Source organism: Spirochaetales bacterium, assembly GCA_016930085.1.
Classification (GTDB): domain Bacteria; phylum Spirochaetota; class Spirochaetia; order SZUA-6; family JAFGRV01; genus JAFGHO01.
On the sequence record JAFGHO010000025.1, the window covers coordinates 23,327 to 41,520 of the forward strand.

The 18,194-nt window shown below is 44.8% G+C and carries 16 protein-coding genes; 1 reads left to right on the top strand and 15 read right to left on the bottom strand.

What is annotated here, in order from left to right; translation table 11 throughout:
- Window positions 1–22 precede the first annotated feature (22 nt).
- From JW881_04440 to JW881_04475, 8 genes are all read right to left on the bottom strand, one after another.
- On the bottom strand, window positions 23–1,420 hold the full coding sequence (locus tag JW881_04440; protein MBN1696740.1) for a hypothetical protein: 1,398 nt from the start codon (window positions 1,418–1,420) through the stop codon (window positions 23–25).
- Window positions 1,421–1,491: 71 nt separating this feature from the next.
- Window positions 1,492–1,938 carry a hypothetical protein gene (locus JW881_04445; protein ID MBN1696741.1) on the bottom strand — a complete coding sequence of 149 codons (447 nt, stop codon included), beginning with the start codon at window positions 1,936–1,938 and terminating at the stop codon, window positions 1,492–1,494.
- 70 nt (window positions 1,939–2,008) lie between these two features.
- Complete coding sequence (locus tag JW881_04450) at window positions 2,009–2,545, bottom strand: hypothetical protein (GenBank protein ID MBN1696742.1); 537 nt, start codon at window positions 2,543–2,545, stop codon at window positions 2,009–2,011.
- Window positions 2,546–2,587: 42 nt separating this feature from the next.
- Window positions 2,588–3,472: a class I SAM-dependent methyltransferase gene (locus JW881_04455; GenBank protein ID MBN1696743.1), complete on the bottom strand. Its 885-nt coding sequence runs from the start codon at window positions 3,470–3,472 to the stop codon at window positions 2,588–2,590.
- A 35-nt stretch (window positions 3,473–3,507) separates the two neighbouring features.
- The gene (locus JW881_04460; GenBank protein MBN1696744.1) at window positions 3,508–4,383 is read right to left on the bottom strand and encodes an SAM-dependent methyltransferase; all 876 of its coding nucleotides are present in this window, start codon (window positions 4,381–4,383) and stop codon (window positions 3,508–3,510) included.
- 35 nt (window positions 4,384–4,418) lie between these two features.
- A complete protein-coding gene (locus JW881_04465) occupies window positions 4,419–4,844 on the bottom strand; it encodes a phosphoribosyl-AMP cyclohydrolase (protein MBN1696745.1) in 426 nt (141 codons plus the stop codon).
- Window positions 4,845–4,984: 140 nt separating this feature from the next.
- Window positions 4,985–5,392 carry a universal stress protein gene (locus tag JW881_04470; GenBank protein MBN1696746.1) on the bottom strand — a complete coding sequence of 136 codons (408 nt, stop codon included), beginning with the start codon at window positions 5,390–5,392 and terminating at the stop codon, window positions 4,985–4,987.
- A 2-nt stretch (window positions 5,393–5,394) separates the two neighbouring features.
- Complete coding sequence (locus JW881_04475; protein MBN1696747.1) at window positions 5,395–6,648, bottom strand: Nramp family divalent metal transporter; 1,254 nt, start codon at window positions 6,646–6,648, stop codon at window positions 5,395–5,397.
- 340 nt (window positions 6,649–6,988) lie between these two features.
- Between JW881_04475 and JW881_04480 the strand changes: the two genes are divergently transcribed.
- On the top strand, window positions 6,989–8,122 hold the full coding sequence (locus JW881_04480) for a hypothetical protein (protein MBN1696748.1): 1,134 nt from the start codon (window positions 6,989–6,991) through the stop codon (window positions 8,120–8,122).
- A gap of 111 nt (window positions 8,123–8,233) precedes the next feature.
- Here JW881_04480 and JW881_04485 read toward each other — a convergent pair whose 3' ends face one another.
- The 7 genes from JW881_04485 to JW881_04515 form a co-directional block, all read right to left on the bottom strand.
- A complete protein-coding gene (locus JW881_04485) occupies window positions 8,234–10,507 on the bottom strand; it encodes a DUF3387 domain-containing protein (GenBank protein ID MBN1696749.1) in 2,274 nt (757 codons plus the stop codon).
- 53 nt (window positions 10,508–10,560) lie between these two features.
- Complete coding sequence (locus tag JW881_04490) at window positions 10,561–11,049, bottom strand: hypothetical protein (protein MBN1696750.1); 489 nt, start codon at window positions 11,047–11,049, stop codon at window positions 10,561–10,563.
- Entirely contained in the window at window positions 11,033–12,163 is a 1,131-nt protein-coding gene (locus JW881_04495) for an ImmA/IrrE family metallo-endopeptidase (protein ID MBN1696751.1), read from the bottom strand. Before JW881_04495 ends, JW881_04490 begins: the two co-directional genes overlap by 17 nt.
- Before the next feature lie 287 nt (window positions 12,164–12,450).
- Window positions 12,451–12,798 (bottom strand): hypothetical protein, encoded by a 348-nt coding sequence (locus tag JW881_04500; protein ID MBN1696752.1) that lies wholly within the window; start codon window positions 12,796–12,798, stop codon window positions 12,451–12,453.
- 136 nt (window positions 12,799–12,934) lie between these two features.
- A complete protein-coding gene (locus JW881_04505; GenBank protein MBN1696753.1) occupies window positions 12,935–14,809 on the bottom strand; it encodes an ATP-dependent helicase in 1,875 nt (624 codons plus the stop codon).
- Window positions 14,793–17,033 (bottom strand): AAA family ATPase, encoded by a 2,241-nt coding sequence (locus tag JW881_04510; GenBank protein MBN1696754.1) that lies wholly within the window; start codon window positions 17,031–17,033, stop codon window positions 14,793–14,795. Before JW881_04510 ends, JW881_04505 begins: the two co-directional genes overlap by 17 nt.
- Before the next feature lie 10 nt (window positions 17,034–17,043).
- Complete coding sequence (locus JW881_04515) at window positions 17,044–18,138, bottom strand: restriction endonuclease subunit S (protein ID MBN1696755.1); 1,095 nt, start codon at window positions 18,136–18,138, stop codon at window positions 17,044–17,046.
- Window positions 18,139–18,194 lie beyond the last annotated feature (56 nt).

The following is an 18,194-nucleotide window of genomic DNA, read 5'->3' on the forward strand; positions in this document are numbered from 1 at the left end:
TCGTTTTGTCCTTTCCGTCAGGCTACACATTGTTTTGTTTTTTGAGGCGTTCGAGTCCCTTTTCCACATTTTTCCAGTCCTCGTCCCCGGACTCCAGATTAGAGAACAGCGCGTAGAGTTCGGGCGGTGTCATTGAAAGCAATCCGTCCACGCCGAACAACGCGTATGTTTTGGATCCGACGCACCCGATGCCGGTTTCATCCGGCCGGTCGCCGCTTCTGTTTTTATAGGTGTATCGTATCAGATACATGGATCGTTTTTCTTTTACGGGGGGCCAATAGAGGGTCCGTTTGTCGATGATGACCGCCTCATCCGGGGGGGCGCCGTATTCGAGGGGGTGGGAAAGCCACCCGCACATTTCGGCAAGGGCCCGGAAATCTTCCTCTGCGGTTTCGGGGGGGATCATATCGGCAAGACCCAGCTCCCGGAGGTAGCGTTCCGCTTTCCAGTTGTAGCGGTAGTCTTTTGCGAACAGGACAAGCAGATCGGCATATATCTTCAACCCGGACTTCACGCCCGACCACGCGCCTTCGATCATGACATTGACGTCGGGATGATGGACCGCGATGTCCAGGAGGAAGGCCCGGTCGACCCGGTCGAGAAACGGGATCGCCGTCGCCGCGCTGACCGCGCCGTTATATTCTCCGGGATCGGTATTTTCAAGCAGGGCTTTCAATACGTTACATCCCTTCTCCGAAGCAAAGGGATGTCGGTCGATACCGCCTTCGATGGCATGGAGGTTGACCATATCGAGATACGGTACGAGGAGCGGTCCTTCGGGAATATAATCGCGGAGGACATTAGTGAGGTACGCCGATTTTTTTTCATCGGCGCTTATTTCTCCAATGATGACGGACCAGATGGAACGTTCTTCCTTGTACGCGTCCCTTATCGCCCGCGCGATAAGGTCATGCCCGGTTTCCGAGTCATAGATTGCGCAGGTGACGAGAATCAGCATATCGGGGTCGTAGGCGGCCGGAGGGGCATCGTTTTTAAACACATAGAGGTCGAATAATTCGACCAGCAGGGGAATCCCCTCCCGGTTGAAAATTTCCGAAACCTCCCGCGTTCCGGTATTCCGAAAAAAGAAGACGAGGGTATAGAGGTCGTCGTAGAGGGTATCGAAACGCGACATGTCGAAATTGTCCCTGATATGGGCGAGGCCTTTCAGGATCAGGCGGGCTGTCCTTGTATCGCCGACCGTGTACCCGGAAAAGCCGGCCAGTTCGTCTTTCAGAGAAACAGCCGTTGAATTGTTTATCCACGCCTCGATTTTCCGTGAAAACAGACGGGTCTCTTTTGACGTACAGGCCGAAGCGAGAAGGAATACCAACAGCATAAGCAGAAGTTTTTTCAGGATGCCCACGGTTTTCCCCCTTCCCCGGCAGGCGTTATCGAACAACATCATGATATGTGACAATATACACACCTTCCGCGGGTCTATTCAATACCGATTCATACGGATCGTTCCGTCTATATCCGGCCGCACGATCAATAGATATCACCCCCGTGAAAGTAAAGGCGGTACACTTCTTCGCCGTCATACCGTATATCTTCCGTACCCTTGAAAAAGGAGACGGTTCCCTCGTGCGAACAACGGTATATATATGTCCCCCTCCGGTATTCTTCCGGCCCGCGGAAGGGGGCGGCGACCGTCACCTTCAGGAGGGCTTCCCGGAGTGTTTCGATGAAACCGGGGGGCGGGTCTTCTTTCAGCATCGTCCCGTAATAATTCATACACCAGACCGGTTTGTCCCTGAAATAGACGATTTCCTGGCCGGAGAAATCCCTTTCTCCGAAATAGCTGTCGAGATAATAGTAGTCGCCTTCCGTGTACGCCATGTCCTTAGAAGCCCGGCGGGATGGGGAGACATGACCCTTCTGTGCCGCGTAGGTGTTGATTTTCGCCTTGACAAGAAAACTGCCGAGATCCTTCATGGCCTGACTCCTTTGGTTCGGTGAATAAAAATCGACGGGCCGCCCGCCGGTCATGCGTGTACCGCCGTTACTAGTCGGCGTGCCCCTGCCCGACCGTCCGGATAAACGATTCGATCCGGCCTTCAAAACGACTCACATCGCCGGGTGTGATCCTGAAATTGAACAATTGTCGTACTTTGTTTTTCTCCCCCGGCGGAAGCAGATCATTGATCCATAATTCGGTGACGGTGACGGGTTTTTCGTGTATAATTCCGGATAATTCTCCCGCCAGTGTTTCTTTCTGGTTCTCGACGCCATTGCAGAGTGAAATAAAGGCATAGCGGTGAATCTTTTCTTTTTCCAGTTCGAGAAATACTCTCATCGGAGAAGCGATCTTTGCTCCCCAGACCGGGGCGGCGAGTATCACCGTTTCGTATGTTTCGATACCGATATCGGAGGGGGCAATGGAGGGATTCCGGTGAAAAAATATATCGAACAGGATGGAGATTTTTCTTCTTTTTTTGATTTCGACAATCCGGTATATATCGGCCCCCATTCGTTTTTGCAGCCAGGCGGCCAGCACCGCGTTATTGCCCGTAAAAGAATAATACGCTATCAATGTCTTCATTGTTACTCCGAAGTGCCGCGATTCCGGATATCAAGGATACTATTATTTTTCGAGATGCGCAATACAATGAGTGCCGTTTACTCTTCCAGTGGGATTGTTATCGTTATCGGTAAAATATGTTCGTTCCAGATCCGCGGGAGTCAGGTTCCGCACGAGCGTGAAGCCGAAGCTTTTTGCGAATCCTTCGACCCCGCCATTTTCGATACCGAATTGCCACGCCTCGTTCACGCTGTTCACTTTCCCATAGATACTTTTCTCCCCGTAGCAGCTATTCTCCCGCCTCAATACCGATGCGTAAATGTAGTCGAAGACGACGATACTTCCTGAGGAAGCGAGATCGGACAATAATCCGAACAACGTCGTGACGGCTTCGTTTGTCAGGTACATGATGAGGCCTTCCATCAGAAAGAGTGTTTTTTTGGACGGATCGAAAGCCGTCTCCTTTATTTTGTCCGCCGGTGATTCGGTGTTGAAATCGACCGGGATGTAGATTGTGCTGCCGGGCGAAGAAATCCCTCTCTCCCTCAATTGTCTGATTTTCGCTTTCTGGGTATGGACGGAATCCAGTTCGTAAATAGTTGTCGAACGGTTGATGTTTTCAAACCGTATCGCCCGCGTATCGAATCCGGCACCCATGATTAAAATCTGATCGATGCCTTTTTCAAGTTCTTTCCTGAATAGTTCGTCGATATACTTTGTCCGGGCGATCACATATTCGTAGATCCCTTTGGGGAAAATCGGCCACCGAAAGTCGACCAGCCGGAGCTTGACAAAGAACTTGACAAGATGCGGTAGAAGCATCGGGGCGACGTAATCATCCGATTTATAATACGGGTTTTTTTCAAGATATGATGCGGCCCTGTACATGCAGATAAAGCCGGCGGTCCGGGATGATTTTTTATCCAGTCTTCTTTTTTTTTTGTTCACAGACGGCTCCTTTCCGTTTATCGAACATCGGGATATCAACGAACCTCCGCCAGGGCAATCCGCTCGATGCTCAATACACCTAGATCGAGTCCCGCCGGTTTCATGTACCGTTCCCGAAGCTCATTCGAGCCGATATCTTCAACCAGGGAAAGTGAGTACCGGGAAATGTCATCGCGCAATGTAACCGGATCGAGTCCATAGATCCATAGCGGGTCCCGTTTTTTCCTCATCTGTGTATACATGGTATTCAATGCTTCGGGAATACGGCCGCCTTCGATAAAATCTTTCAGAACGTACGTAAAGACGATCCTGCTTCCGGATGAGGCTTTTGCGGCATAGGTAAAGGTAGCGTCATTGGCCTTTTCCGTAATATATTGCGTCACCCCTTCCATGATAAAAAGGGTCTTTTCGCCGGGATCGTATCCCGCTTTTCCCAGTTCGGTATCGAGACCTTGCACGGTAAAATCGATGGGGGTGAAAACGATATGATCCGGAAGCGACCCCAGCATCTTTTTTATTTTCCCCCTTTTCTTATTAATTACCGACGGATGATCGACCTCGAAGTATCTGAGACGTTCCATGCCGGGGATATACAAGCCGCGGCAATCCATGCCCGCGCCCAGATTGACGATGGTCGTGATCTTTTTTTCCGCGATGCAGCTTTTTATCAGATCATCGATATAGCGGACGCGGCAGAACATCCAGCCGACCAGGCCGGGCGTCATTTTTTCCCTCATCTTCATGAGAGAATCGAACCGACGGGGACTGCGCATGATATTGAGTGTAAACCTGTACGGCAGCGACAATAGCCGTTCGGCATACGGGTCTTCAAAGAGACGTTTTCCCTTTGGGTAAAGCATCATGACGGCTTTGAGAAAGGCGGTTCCCATGGCCGATTCGATCGCTTTCATAATGTCCTCCTCAAAGATTTTGTGTCATCTTATAGTTACGGATCGAGATTTTCCAGCGCTTTCGTCGATCTGTTATATTCGCGGTAATAACAGTTTCTCGCGTCGCCGTTTTTGTTTTTCGTATGGCAAATGCCGCTTTTTTTGGGTTTCACGACATACACAAGTGAGTTTTGTTCACAATTGACCAGGATACGTTTTACTTCAAAGGTGTTGCCGGAAGTTTTACCTTTTATCCATAACTCGTTTCTCGATGTACTCCAGAACGTCGCAATACCCGTGTCGACGGTCGTTTCAAAGGCCGGCCGGTTCGTGTAGGCAATCAGAATAACCTCTCCGGTCTCACTATCCTGGACCGCGACCGGAATGCAATCCTGTCCTGTTTTGGCGATGGCCGATAATTTCGTAAAATCGAGTCTGAGTTCCGATCCTTCTTCAAGATCATAGCGCGGATTGTTTTCCATGGTGTTCCTTTCGCGGTTGATCGCTGTCTCCATGTATAATGGAGATAGTCCGATTCATACCGATATATATCGGTCTTTCAATATTACAGTAAAAACGTTTCGTGTGCAACGACCGATCATTCCACCTGCGGCATTATGTATCATTCTCCGCGGATAAGCAGAACGGGAATATTCGTCTTGTGCTTGATGCAGTCGGAAACACTCCCGAACAGAAAATCGAGAAAGAAGCCGTGGCCGTGGGTGCCGATCGCCACGAGATCGTACGATCCGCCATCTATCTCTTTCAGAATTTCCTTTTCCGGCTCCCCGTGCCGCATGATAATACCGGCCGGGATTCCTTCCTTTTCCAGGCGTGCTTTTTTCTCGTCGAGATACGGCGCGGCCTTGTCCGTCATGAAGCGATGCTGGTCCAGCGTATGCGAATGAACGACATGCAGGAGAACGACTTCGGAGCGGTGGATTTTAGCGAGGCTGCATACATGATCCATGACCGCATCATCGGCGGACGAAAGATCTATCGTCAACAGTATTTTTCGATACAAATCCATGGTCATCCTCCCCCGAAAAGCGTTGTATAAAGAAGATATATATTCAACATAATTATAATGACTGATATCAGGACCGCAAGACCGAACTCAGCCCGGCCGCTTCGAAAGGAGCCCATGATTTTCTTTTTCCTGCACAGGAGAAGCAGGGGGATCAGGGTAAACGGAAGCTGGATACTCAGCACCACCTGGCTGAAAATGAGTATTTTATAGGTATCCAGGTTCAAAAGAATGATGAGAAACGAGGGGATCGCGGTAATGAAGGTGGAAATTTTATATAAAAGGGTTTTGGGGTCTTCCGGTTTTCCCAGAAAACCGGTAATGACATTGACTTCCGCCATGGACGATGTAATGGAGGAACCCACGCCGGAAAAAAGAAGCGCGACCGCGAAGAGCAGTCCCGCAAGGGGGCCCGCGAGAGGGGAGAGTGTTTTCGATGCCGACTCGATACTGTCCACGATTATATTGTGCTTTGAGAAGACCGCGGCCGCGACGACGATCATTGCCGAATTGACGATCCAGCCCAAAAACATTGCGGAAAAGGTGTCGATTTTCTCGTATATTAAAAGCCTTTTTTTCTCCGATTCACGGATACCCCACCGCCTGCTGTGGATGACATTCGAATGGAGAAAAATATTGTGGGGCATCACCACCGCTCCGAGAATCCCCATCGCGATATAGATGTTGCCCTCCGTGATTTTGGGAACGACGACAAACGGAAGGAGTTCCGGCCAGGCCGGTTTCACGATCGCGATCTCGATGACATAACAGATTGATATGACGCCGAGAAAACCGATAATAATCTTCTCGAGATGGTGATAACGCTGGCTGACGATGAAAAATACTTCCAAAACGACGGTGACGAACGCACCGAGCCAAAGCGGAAAACCGAAAAGGAGTGAAAAGCCGATCGCGCCGCCCAGCAGTTCGGCGACATCGGTCGCCATGCACGCCAGGACGATGGTTACGCCTAAAACCGCCGAGACAGGCCGGGGGAAGTTCTCCCTGATGTTCACGGCAAGGGATTTACCTGTTGCGATTCCAAGTTTCGCCGACATACTCTGGATCAGGATCAATATCATCGTGCTGAGGGTGATCACCCAGAGGAGTTCGTAACCGAACCCGGAACCGCCCTCGATATTGGTCGCCCAGTTGCCGGGATCGATAAATCCCACGGTCACGAGAAAGCCGGGCCCCAGAAACGATAATAATTTACCGAATAATGACCTCCGTTTTTCGTCTGTCTTTATCAGGTGCATAGTCCTTCTTTCCCGTATCACGAACGTGTGTGGCATGTAATTACGGAATAATATATCTCAAACAATAAGGCCTCACAATAACCATTTTTCCAATAATATCGGCGCCGTTTCTCCCCGTTCGTCATTCCGGATACGGTTCGGAATAGAATGGAAAAAGGATTCATTGAAAAATTGGGGGTTGACTGTTTTTGATATCCGGGTTAACGTTAACGCATTCCGTGTCTTCGGCTTTCCGTTTTGGGCGTCCGGGACCGATACATGAAGGATAATCATTTTTGAAGAAAGCCGGGAACGGCTTCTTCAGTGAGAAAAAATATGTGATGTTATAAGGAGGAAGAAAATGTACAGGTTTATCGCTTTCGTTTTTATCTGTCTGATAATGACCGCCTCGTGCCAGCATCAAACCATCAAAGAAACAGAGGGCACTACCATGAAAAAAAATGAACCAAAGGCGGCAAAACAACGGGTAATCGATGTTCAAACGCCTTTCGCGTGGGAATCGAGCGGTATTCTGATCAATCCGAAATCCGACGAGCGCCATACCCCCGTGTCGATCAAGGATCCGACGATCGTCTTTTTCGAAGGCAAGTGGCATATTTACGCGACCATTTACGATACGGCCGCAAAAACCTGGAGTATGGTTTACCTGAGTTTTTCCGACTGGTCGGAGGCGGATACCGCCACTCAATACTACATGGACGCCAATCCGGCGCTGCGCGGCTACAAGTGCGCGCCGCAGGTTTTCTATTTCAAACCGCAGAAGAAATGGTACCTGATCTACCAGTCCCAGCCGCCCACCTATTCGACTGCCGATACACTGGGGGGGCCTTCCGAATGGAGCGCGCCGAAGTATTTCTATAAACGCAAACCGGAAGGCGCGCCCGGTCTCTGGATCGATTACTGGATTATCTGCGACGAGGCGAACGCCTATCTGTTTTTCTCCGGCGACGACGGCAAGCTCTACCGGAGTCAGACGAAGGTCAAGGATTTTCCCGAGGGTTTCGGAGAGATCACGGTCGTCATGTCGTTCCCCGAGCGGAGAGACCTGTTCGAAGGCTGCTGTGTGTACAAAATCAAAGGACGCAACAGGTATCTGCTGCTCAATGAATGCGCGAACAGCAGCTGGCGGCGGTATTACAAGGCGTTCATTTCGGACAGCATTGACGGCACATGGTATGAACTGGCCCCGAGTTACGACGAACCGTTCTGCGGCGGGGCGAACGTCACCTTTCCGGATGGCGTCGAACCCTGGACCCGCGATTTCAGCCACGGAGAACTCCTGCGCGCGGGCTATGACCAGACCATGACGATCGACGACGGAAATCTCCGGTTTTTATATCAGGGGAGCACCGGTTCGGCATCTTCCTACGAACTGATTCCCTGGAGCCTGGGATTGTTGACGCAGGTCGAAGAACCGGAGGCGAAAAGCGTCTTCGACGTGGACTTCGAAAGCCTTAATCCTTATTCGGATTGACACCCGGCTTTATGGCCGTCAGTGACGGCGGCGAAAGCACCGTTTCAAAGGCCGGATGCGGGAGTATTGCCTGACACAGTATGCTCCCGCATTTTTTGCCGGGGGGGGTATCTATTTACCACTTGTCAACTCTTCTGCAATTAATTCCGCCTGCTTTAATACTGTTTCCGTCGCAAGCATTTGCATGTCCGGCGGATAGCCGTATTGCCTGAGAACCCTTTTAACAATTACTTTCAATTTCGCTTTCACGCTTTCCTTTATGGACCAGTCGATTGATGCGTTTTCCTTGACCTTTTCATAAAGGACAACCGCAAGTTCACGGAGTTTTTCCTGTTCCATGACCTGCCGCGCGCTTTCGTTATTCGCAATGGCGGTATAGAAAGCGTATTCATAATCGGAAAGACCCATTTCCTGAGGTTCTTTGTCCATTTCATGAATTTCCCTGGATAATTCAATGAGGTCTTCTATGACTTCCGCGGCAGTAAGAATTTTGTTGTGATATTTCCTGATGGAATTTTCGAGCATTTCCATCAAGGTTTTGCCTTGAATCAGGTTCTTCTTTGTCCGGGATTTTATTTCATCATTGAGAAGCTTTTTCAGCACTTCAAGGGCGATGTTTTTGTGCTCCATATTCTTCACTTCAAGGAGAAAGTCTTCCGACAATATGGAAATATCCGGTTTTTGTATTCCGGCGGTATCAAAGACATCGATTACCTTTTCCGTAACAAGCGCTTTGTCAACGACCTGCCTTATGGCTGTTCCGACTTCTTCATCCGTTCTGCCTTCACCCGTTATGTCGAACTTGACGAGCCGTGATTTCACCGCCTGAAAGAACGCCACTTCATCTTTCACGTCCATTGCCTTTTCATGGGGTATTGCTATGGACAATGCTTTGGATAAAGCGGTAACTTCGTCAATAAAACGTTTTCTTCCGTTTTCGAGACCGAGTATGTGTTCCTCGGCGGAAAGTATGAGTACTAGTTTTTTGCCGGTGACATTCCCGTTTTCGTCTTTGTCGTCGATCGTTTTCGCCTTGAAACCGTACTGTGTCCTGTGGGCTTCGTCCGCAATGACGACGATATTGGTTCTGTCCGACAGTTTTTCATACACGTTTCCTTCTTCCGGCTGGAACTTCTGGATCGTGGTGAAAACCACACCCCCGGAGGCGACTTTCAGTAATTCCTTCAATTGCTCCCTGTTCCCGGCCTGTACCGGTTCCTGGCGGAGCAATTGCCTGGACGAGGCAAAGGTGTCGAAAAGCTGGTCGTCGAGGTCGTTGCGGTCGGTGATGACGAGAATGGTGGGATTATCCATGGCAAGAACGATCTTTCCGGCATAAAAAACCATGGACAGGGATTTCCCCGACCCCTGGGTATGCCAGACGACGCCGCCTTTTTTGTCTCCCGCGGGCTGTGATTTCACGCCGGGTACGCCGTAGCTTTCCGGCGACTCCTTAACCATGGAGACTCCGGCACGAACGGCCGTTTTTTCACCATAGCCTGCCGCACGGAGCGTCGATTCGACCGCCCTGTTTACCGCATAGTATTGATGATAGGCGGCCAGTTTTTTAACGCTCCGGACGGTGATGACGCCCGTTTCCCGGTCCTCTTTTCCGGATTTTTCAAAAACAATGAAATGCCGGATAAGGTCGAGCAGCGTTTTTTTATCGAGCATGCCGCGAATCAATGTTTCAAGCTGCCCTATGAGGGGAGAAGCCTCGATGTTGCCGTCTGCGGTTTTCCATGCCATGAAACGGTTGTACCCGGAGGAAATCGTTCCGGCCTTTGCTTCGAGCCCGTCGGAGACAATTAAAAAGCCGTTATAGGCGAACAGGGAGGGGATCGACCGTATATAGGTTTGCAATTGCTTGAATGCCGAATGAACCGTTACGTTTTCATCCGCGGGATTTTTAAGTTCCATAACGACAAGGGGCAGGCCGTTGACGAATAATACCACATCGGGGCGTTTGTTCACATGGTTTTCGATCACGGTGTATTGATTCAGGACGATAAAATCATTGTTTTCAGGATCGTTAAAGTCGATAAGCCATACAAGCTCGCCCCGGCTGCTTCCGTCTTTCCGACAGGCGACCTTGACGCCTTCGGTCAGCATCCGGTGAAAGCTTTCGTTATCGGCAATCAGTTCGGGAGAGTTGAGACGTTGTGTTTGTTTTACCGCATCCTCCCTCGCGTCCGCCGGTATTGCCGGGTTGATGCGGGAAACCGCTTTTTTTATTCTTTCAGGCAGAAGGACATCTTCAAAGGAGGCGCGCTCCGGCGCTTCACCGTCCGGGGCGATATCGGGACCGTATATATATTGGTAACCGTGTTTTTCGAGGAGTTCGACGGCAAAGGTTTCGATGGCGGATTCGGTGATTCTGGTCATAAATGTATAATACCGAATAAATGAATGTGGAACAATACAAAAACGAGATTATATTACTGTTCAAGTTTGTGCAAAAAATCATCAAGGACCGTTTTTGTAATAGTCGGATTAATTTCTGATATCTTTTTTGCAACCGAAGTAGCTTTTTTGGTACTGATTATTTTCTTTTGTACCATGTTCAGAAGCATTTCCATACCCCATACGACTTCCCCGCCGGCTGCAATACATTCTCTTCGTAATACCTTGTCATTGGTAATACAGACATAGTTTTCCTTTTTTACGTAAAAAAGACAAACTGCATCCTCAAATGAAAGATTCGGCAATTTTACTACTTCCCGATATGGTGTTGGAATAATAATAATTCCAAGTTTTTCTGCTTTTTCACTTGAAAGGTTGTTGACTTCATGAATAATGCAATCGGGTACATATACTTTACTATAAAAAGAGGCTGCTTTAGCTAAAATGTCCAAATCAACCGTTGTGAAATCAATCAGGACATTTGCATCACAAATAACGGCTTTCCGTTCAGGATCGGAACTCAACAGGCATTTCCTTCCATGAAACAAGCAATTCCCGCATTGAGTCCATCGATACGCCGAGAATTTCGGCTGCGCGGGACAAGGATATTATTTCTTTTTCATAAGCTTCCCGTACCAGCCTGCTGAAACGATCCTCGACAAGGTCATTCCTGCTCAAGGCATCGGGTTCATAATGATTTTTCAGATCATGGTTATGCAACCGTTTATAATAGACGGCAAAATTTTTGATCAGATCACCATAATCAAGATTATTGTCAAGCTGGGCCAGTCTTTTCAGAACGGTTATATAACTAACCTTGTATATCTTTTTTATCCGTAAAACGGCATCGACCCAATGCAAACCCCCGGATTCATTCCATTCGCGACGTAATCCTTCATCCGGTAAAAGAAGATGCCCGGCAAACTCATCCGCTTCTTTTTCCTGATTTTCATCCTCCCGAGCGTTACCGGTAGCGGAACCATAGGTATTCTGATGCATGAGAAGATGTCCGAGTTCATGCGCAATAGTAAAAAGCTGTCTTTCGACAGATATTTCCGGATGCGAATTAATAATTATGGCCGGGCCTTTTTCATCTTTTCCGACAGAAAGACCAAAACTTTTTTTATATCCAAAATTATAAATCCTGAGTTTAATCCCGGCATTTTCTATTGAATTAACAAAATCATAAACAGGTTCTTTCGGGTCATTGATTCTAAAAGCCTTACGAACTTTTTCTGCAAGACTTTTTTTACCGTCACGCCCATTATGATCGGCAAGGTTATCCAGGCTGTAATCTTTTTTTTCATCCAGTTCTTTTTCGAGATAATTGTAATCTTCAAGCCATTGAGCGGTGCTTATTATGGTCTGATCGCGTTCCGCCTTTTCCCTCGCACTAAGCTTACAGGATCTGAAACGCACGTTATTCAATGCAGGTGATTCCGACAGCAAATCGACAAGACTGACTCCCAAAGCATCCGCAAGTTTGAGCAAAGTTGAACTTTTAGGTTCGGATTTGCCATTAAGGATATTGGACAAAGTAGCCGAACCCATGCCCATTCTGGATGATAATGCGGAAACAGATAATTTCTTCATCTTCATAAAACGCCGGGTATTGCCGGCAATATTTCCGGTTTCCATTTTCACACTCCTTATATATATAAATATAGCGGACTATTTAATATATTTCAAGTATTTTTATTAAATAGTGGCCTGTCTATATTGACATTATTTTCTTTATTAAATATAATATTACCAAGGATAAAAAAAGCCCGAAAGCCGGCACTTTCAGGCTTTATTCCGTTCGTTGATCGGATTTATCCAATTACGAAAGCCGGATGTTTTCATTGGCGTACATCATCTCGATATTGACCGGGCCGTCCGGGGTCCGGTAGAAGGTGATCCGGTTGTCGGGGAGGTGGTGTTTTTTAGACATATTCTATCTCCTCATCCAACGTATCCAGTATCACTGATTGATACGAGATATGAAACCATTCGGTAAACTCTTGCCAGGTAACATCTTTCGGCCATCTGCTTGTATCGGTAAACCAGCCTTCCAGTTCTTCAAAAAATATTTCCTTGTAAGAGTTTGCCATTCGTTCTTTTAAATCAAGTTCATTAAGATCTGCTTCCTGAATAAGATAAATTGTTGATTCGTCTTCTGTAAGCGGGGCAACAGCTTTCTCCGGTTTTGCTCCTGAAATTTTGGCAATCATGTCAAAAAAAGACTGTCGCGGGGTAATGATGACGGCGCTGCGGTTCAGGGGAGTAAGCATCGGTTATTTCCTCTCTTTATATGATTTTTTGCAGCAGTGCTTTTTACGGATTTATTTCCATCGTAAGCACAGGGACGATTACAGCCAAGCCGTTGGATGGCGAAGGTTGTGGTAGATATTTCGGTGAATTTACTGGTCATAACAAAACCACCTCATTTTCAGAAAACCAGCCATTTTTTAGAACCTGATTCTTCACTGCATCAGAATTCTTTGTATAAGCAACAATCGCAAGACTTTTTTCAGTGCGGCTGCAAGTTACATAAAAAAGTCTTCGTGTACGATCTATGCTTGTTTCTTTTCCCTCCGATATATTTTTTTTGTCGGTATCAGTTAAAGGTTTTGTGCCGAATAACTTATCATAACTAAACATAAATCCCCGCGCCTCTTCGTCATCAAGAATCAGAAGTACTCTTGGAAATTCAAGACCTTTGACTCCCTGATGTGTCCCAAACATAGATTTATCTGTGATATATTCAGAATAGGCAATAATCTGGTCAAAAGAACACTTTAATGCATTATCCCACGCATCAACTGCTTCTTCCTTATCAGTCGCATCGTCCTCATCAAGCCGATTTTCTGTATATTTACGTTTAAGTGTTTGTGCAAAAACATCGGGTATGGTCAAAAGACCTGACGAATCGATGTTGCTAAGTATATCTAACAATTTCGGCTTCTGATTCTCCTTTTTAAATAAATTATAGACACCATTAACAGCAGTATCTGCATTTTTTATTTCATCTAACTGGTTTTTACTTTCGCTCAATATTTTCGAACTTAAAAGTGGAGAGTGTTTGCGTATTATTTGAGCAACTTTAAACTTGTTATCATCTCTTTTTGCTTGTATCAATGGTATAACTTGTTGTATAAAAAATGATACTCCAGTCAAAGTTCCATCCAGCAGTCCGGTTTTATACTTTTCTATTCTATAAAGAGGTTCAAAAAAATCCAGAAAGCCGCCTCTGCGAGCGGCCATATGATGTTCAAGTGTCAGAATCTTAACATCAGCATTGGATGAATCCCATCCTGCATCTTTTGTTAGGTTTTGCATTTGTTGCATAATAGATTTTTCTGTTTCCAGCTTATCAATAGCACCCTTAGTATTGACAATAAACAGCTTAACAAACCCTTCTTCATTAGTATTGGAAGGTTTTTGAATATGGCTATCCACTACTGATCTAATTTTATTAATAAGTGTGATTATTCTCTTGGGGCACCTATGGTTTATTAGCTTTACAGGTTTAGACCAATCATCGGGCAAGTTATTTCCCAAATCAATTTTCCCATCTGTATAAATCCGTTGCATTGTATCACAAAATATTCCAAGCGAAAAATTACACTTATAATTATTTTGAACATTGAAAAATGCTTCCATCAATTCCTTTTTAGTGTCCTGGCTTTCATCTATTAAAAGAATGGGGTACTTATTTATTAGTAATTGCATCATCAAATTCTTTTCTGTTAAAAATGTTGCGGTAATGCTTATAACCTCGGCATGGTTGAGAGAATCCCTCCCGGTATTTGTTCCATTCGGGTCATAGGAAAATTTTTTAACAGTTTCAATATTATCTAAACGCTTTCTCTTCGACTCTATCTGTATTGCACGGTCAGAAGCCGCTTTTGTACCCGCACGGCCAGTTCCTTGCTTCGCTTCAAGTTCGCTGATTTCCTTATTTAGATTATCTCTCACCCAATTACGAATATCGTTCTGAAATGGCTTAATCAATTCCCATGAAAAACTGTGTATTGTTGAAACAATAAATGTATTGTCAAATTCAAGCCTGCGTTTGATTTCATCACAGGCAGCGTTTGTGTAAGTGATTACCGCAACTTTCTGTCCACGCAGTGCTAATAATCGTGCTTTGCTTTTTCTAAACTCTTGTAAAACATTGACTAATGACCGTGTTTTACCAGATCCTGCGCCTGCGAACAGAAAGAAACTTTTTGGAGAATCAAGGTTAAGGCAACTGCTGATCTCTCTATCGGCATCACTTAGATTACTTACAGGATTCATTGCTTTCTCCTGTTATTAAATAATCCAAGTCTTTTTGGCGCAAATTATCTTCCAGCCATTTCAAACCTTCTGCAATATACTTTGGTACCTCGATTTCTTTCGGGTCTTTATGAAATAAAAGCTCCAAAGCCATTTCTGCTTTCTTACCACTTTCTAAAGCTTCAAACATCTCTTTACATATTTCTGAGATATCGATTTTTGTTAATGCTTGCTTCATCTTATCTAATAAACCTGTTGTAGAATTAATACCTTCTATAAACGCCTTATTTGATAAGGTTAAAGAATCCTCGAATGTATAGGGTAGGGCTTCGGTACTATTCAAATTAATAGGCGTTTGGTAGCAGATTCTTACTTTGCCGTTATCTGATTCTTTATCTGTATCCTTGCATGCATAGAGATCATCCAATGATTCCTTTTTTGGAAGCCATGTTTTTAATGTGTCATTTCCTGTCCTGTAACCTTTATTCTTTTCTGGCAAGACCTTCTTTGAGTCGGATTGACCAATAGAATCGATATCGGTAATTACTAATGTATATAATCCAAGTGTTTCAATTAACGGTTTTAACCTGTGTGCGTGACTGCCTCCTATTTCAAGGATAGAAATATATCGTGAATCGAGGTTTTGATGTTTATGGCGGATAAAATGAGGCAAGAGCACCCGTTCTGCTGGTCCTTCCACAAGAATTACCGCATCGGCAAAGAATAGATCACAATGCGTTGTTTTGAGGTACCGTGCGGCGAACCTTGAAGTTTCATCCTGATTTCCAAAAGTAGTTGATAGATTAATCACACATGCATTCGGTACATCCTTTTTAGCTTGTGAAGGGTTTTTTCTGAAATACCTTAAGCATGAAAAATCAACTTCATGCGCAATATGGCTGGAATGTGTGCTTACAATCAACTGCGTATTAAAATTACGCGAAGTCTTTAAATTAGAATGGTTTCGCAGAACTGAAAAGGCTTTTTTAATAAAAACCTGTTGGACTTGGGCATGCAGATGAGCTTCCGGTTCTTCAATCAGAACAAGGTGTAATGGTTCAATAAATTTACCATCATCTTCTGCAGATTTCCTGTATTTACCCACACACATCCATGCATCACGGAACTGGATTAGATTGAATATCATTGAAATGAGATTCTGATATCCCAAGCCGTTATACTTTTCAGGGAGATGCATGATATTATTAGTGGATTCATCATTTTTGCCGATAACAAAGCGGACGGCTGCATCATGATTGAGCAGGTCAACAGGGTTAACTTTGCTCGTCAATATCAATGACGGATCACTGAACCCTGGGTAACCCAACCCTTCAAGTTCAGAAATTGCAACCTTAAAGCCATCACGAAGTCTTTCATCAAAAGTGATACGTGTGTTTTCAATTGCTTCAAGCACATAGAGATCTTCTATCCCTGGTGAATCTGAAGGATCAAGGTGTTTTTTATAATAACTGCTGAGCTGTGCTGATAATTTGTTTCCCTTGTATCCCTCTATACCTTCAAAGCTATTTACATCCGAAAATCCTCTTTGAGCATTGATTGAGTTTATTTTGATCAAACCTTCAAAGGGATCTTTTTCAAGTTCAGGCAAATCTGCCGGTAATATTTGTGGCTGTGAGATGCCATCTTTTGGATCGCAACATCTTTTCGGATCAATCAAAAAAGACTTCATCTTAAAATACAAATGCAATTTTTTATCTAAAAAGTCCTGCATTGATGAAGGCCAGATGTTGATTTTTGTCTTTTCCTCATCTTTTGATTTTAGAAGATTTTGTGATTCAGTAAAAGCTTGGGAATAGTCTTTATAAAGGTTTTCAACATTTTTCGGTTCAAAACACAGCCGCACTCCGAGTAATCCTCCTTGCCAGTCTAATGTTGGTATGAGATGACTCACATAATGAATCTGATCTTCATTCACATTCAACCAAACATCGACTGCCGGAAGATATGGTCGCCATTGATCTATGCTCAAATTTAAAGCTGTTTTATTATCTGTTCTGACCCAGGTATCAGCGATTTTATTAATGACTGCCCAATTAGACAATGTAAAATCTGTTGTTACGATTGATTTTCTTTGACCTTTATCAAGAAATAGGATAAGGGCATCCATGGCGGAAGTTTTACCGCTGTTATTTGCACCAACAAAAATGGTTTCTTTATCAGCGAATTCCATACGGCAAGATTTTAACTTACGGAAATTCTGGATTTCGATGAATGAAATTTTCATAAAGCCTCCATTACGTGACAACCCTCACTTCACCGCACATGAGCTTTGGCAAGAGGGTGTCCCGGAGTTTTTCGAGAGTGCGGATCTGAAGCTGGTTTTGTTTTAGCTTATTTATAAATATTTCTGCATGTTTGTCGAAAGTGGTAACCAAATCAATATTAGGTAATTTTATTAGGTATTCTTTCAAGATTCCAGTATTTAAATTATTCTGAACTGAACCATCAGCAATATTATTTAATTCATTGAAGATGGTTTTAATAAAGAAAAATAAAAATAACTTAGTAATGCCTTTAAAATCTCTGAATAATAACCAACCGTCATGTATGCATCCTTCAATTTCAACAAAATATGGAAATCCACAAGTGGCACTATTTGAAAGAATTAAATCACCAGGAAAAACTTTAACGCTTTTACTTACACCTTCTTCAATAATAAATTCATTTGTACTATCGATGAAAAAATTACTACTTCTTGAGCCATCTGCAATCTTAATCCACGGAACTGTTCCATTGTAAATATATTTTATGATAGGTCGAGGTGATGAACCACGAGTAATAGTACACAATTCTTCTAGCTTTCTCTCTTCCCACCCCTCATCCGCTTCTTCCACAAACCACTGCCGGAACAGTGCCTCTGCCATGGCTTCCAGCGTCCTGTTATGGCGGTGCAGAAGGTCGATCTTGTCGTCAAGGCTGGAAAGCACCCCGGCAATGGCCTTTTGTTCGGGGAGAGGGGGGAGGAGAATAGGAATACTCTCAACTACCTTTCTTTCTGCAATATTTATTTGTACAGAACCGTGTGAAGCTTGAGTTAGAAGTTCAAAGCCTTGTTTTGAAGAAAGAAAGTAGTATAGATATTTTAATCTGATTTTGCTTACATCTGGGCGAAGAATTAAAAGTGCCTGGCTGATGATACCCTTTGGGTCTTCATCTTTTATTATTGAAATTTTACCTACCGTACCTGAACAGCTAATTATTAGGTCATTTGTTCTTACTTGGAATCTTGAAAGTTCTTCAAATTTTTGTTTATTTATAAAAAAACGGAAAGTTCGATCATTGTTTATTGCATTCTTTTGTTCATATACAGGTATTCCATGAGTCTGCATTTCTCCACGTTTTAAAGAAGACCCGAAAGGACCACGAATATAACCTTTATCACCTA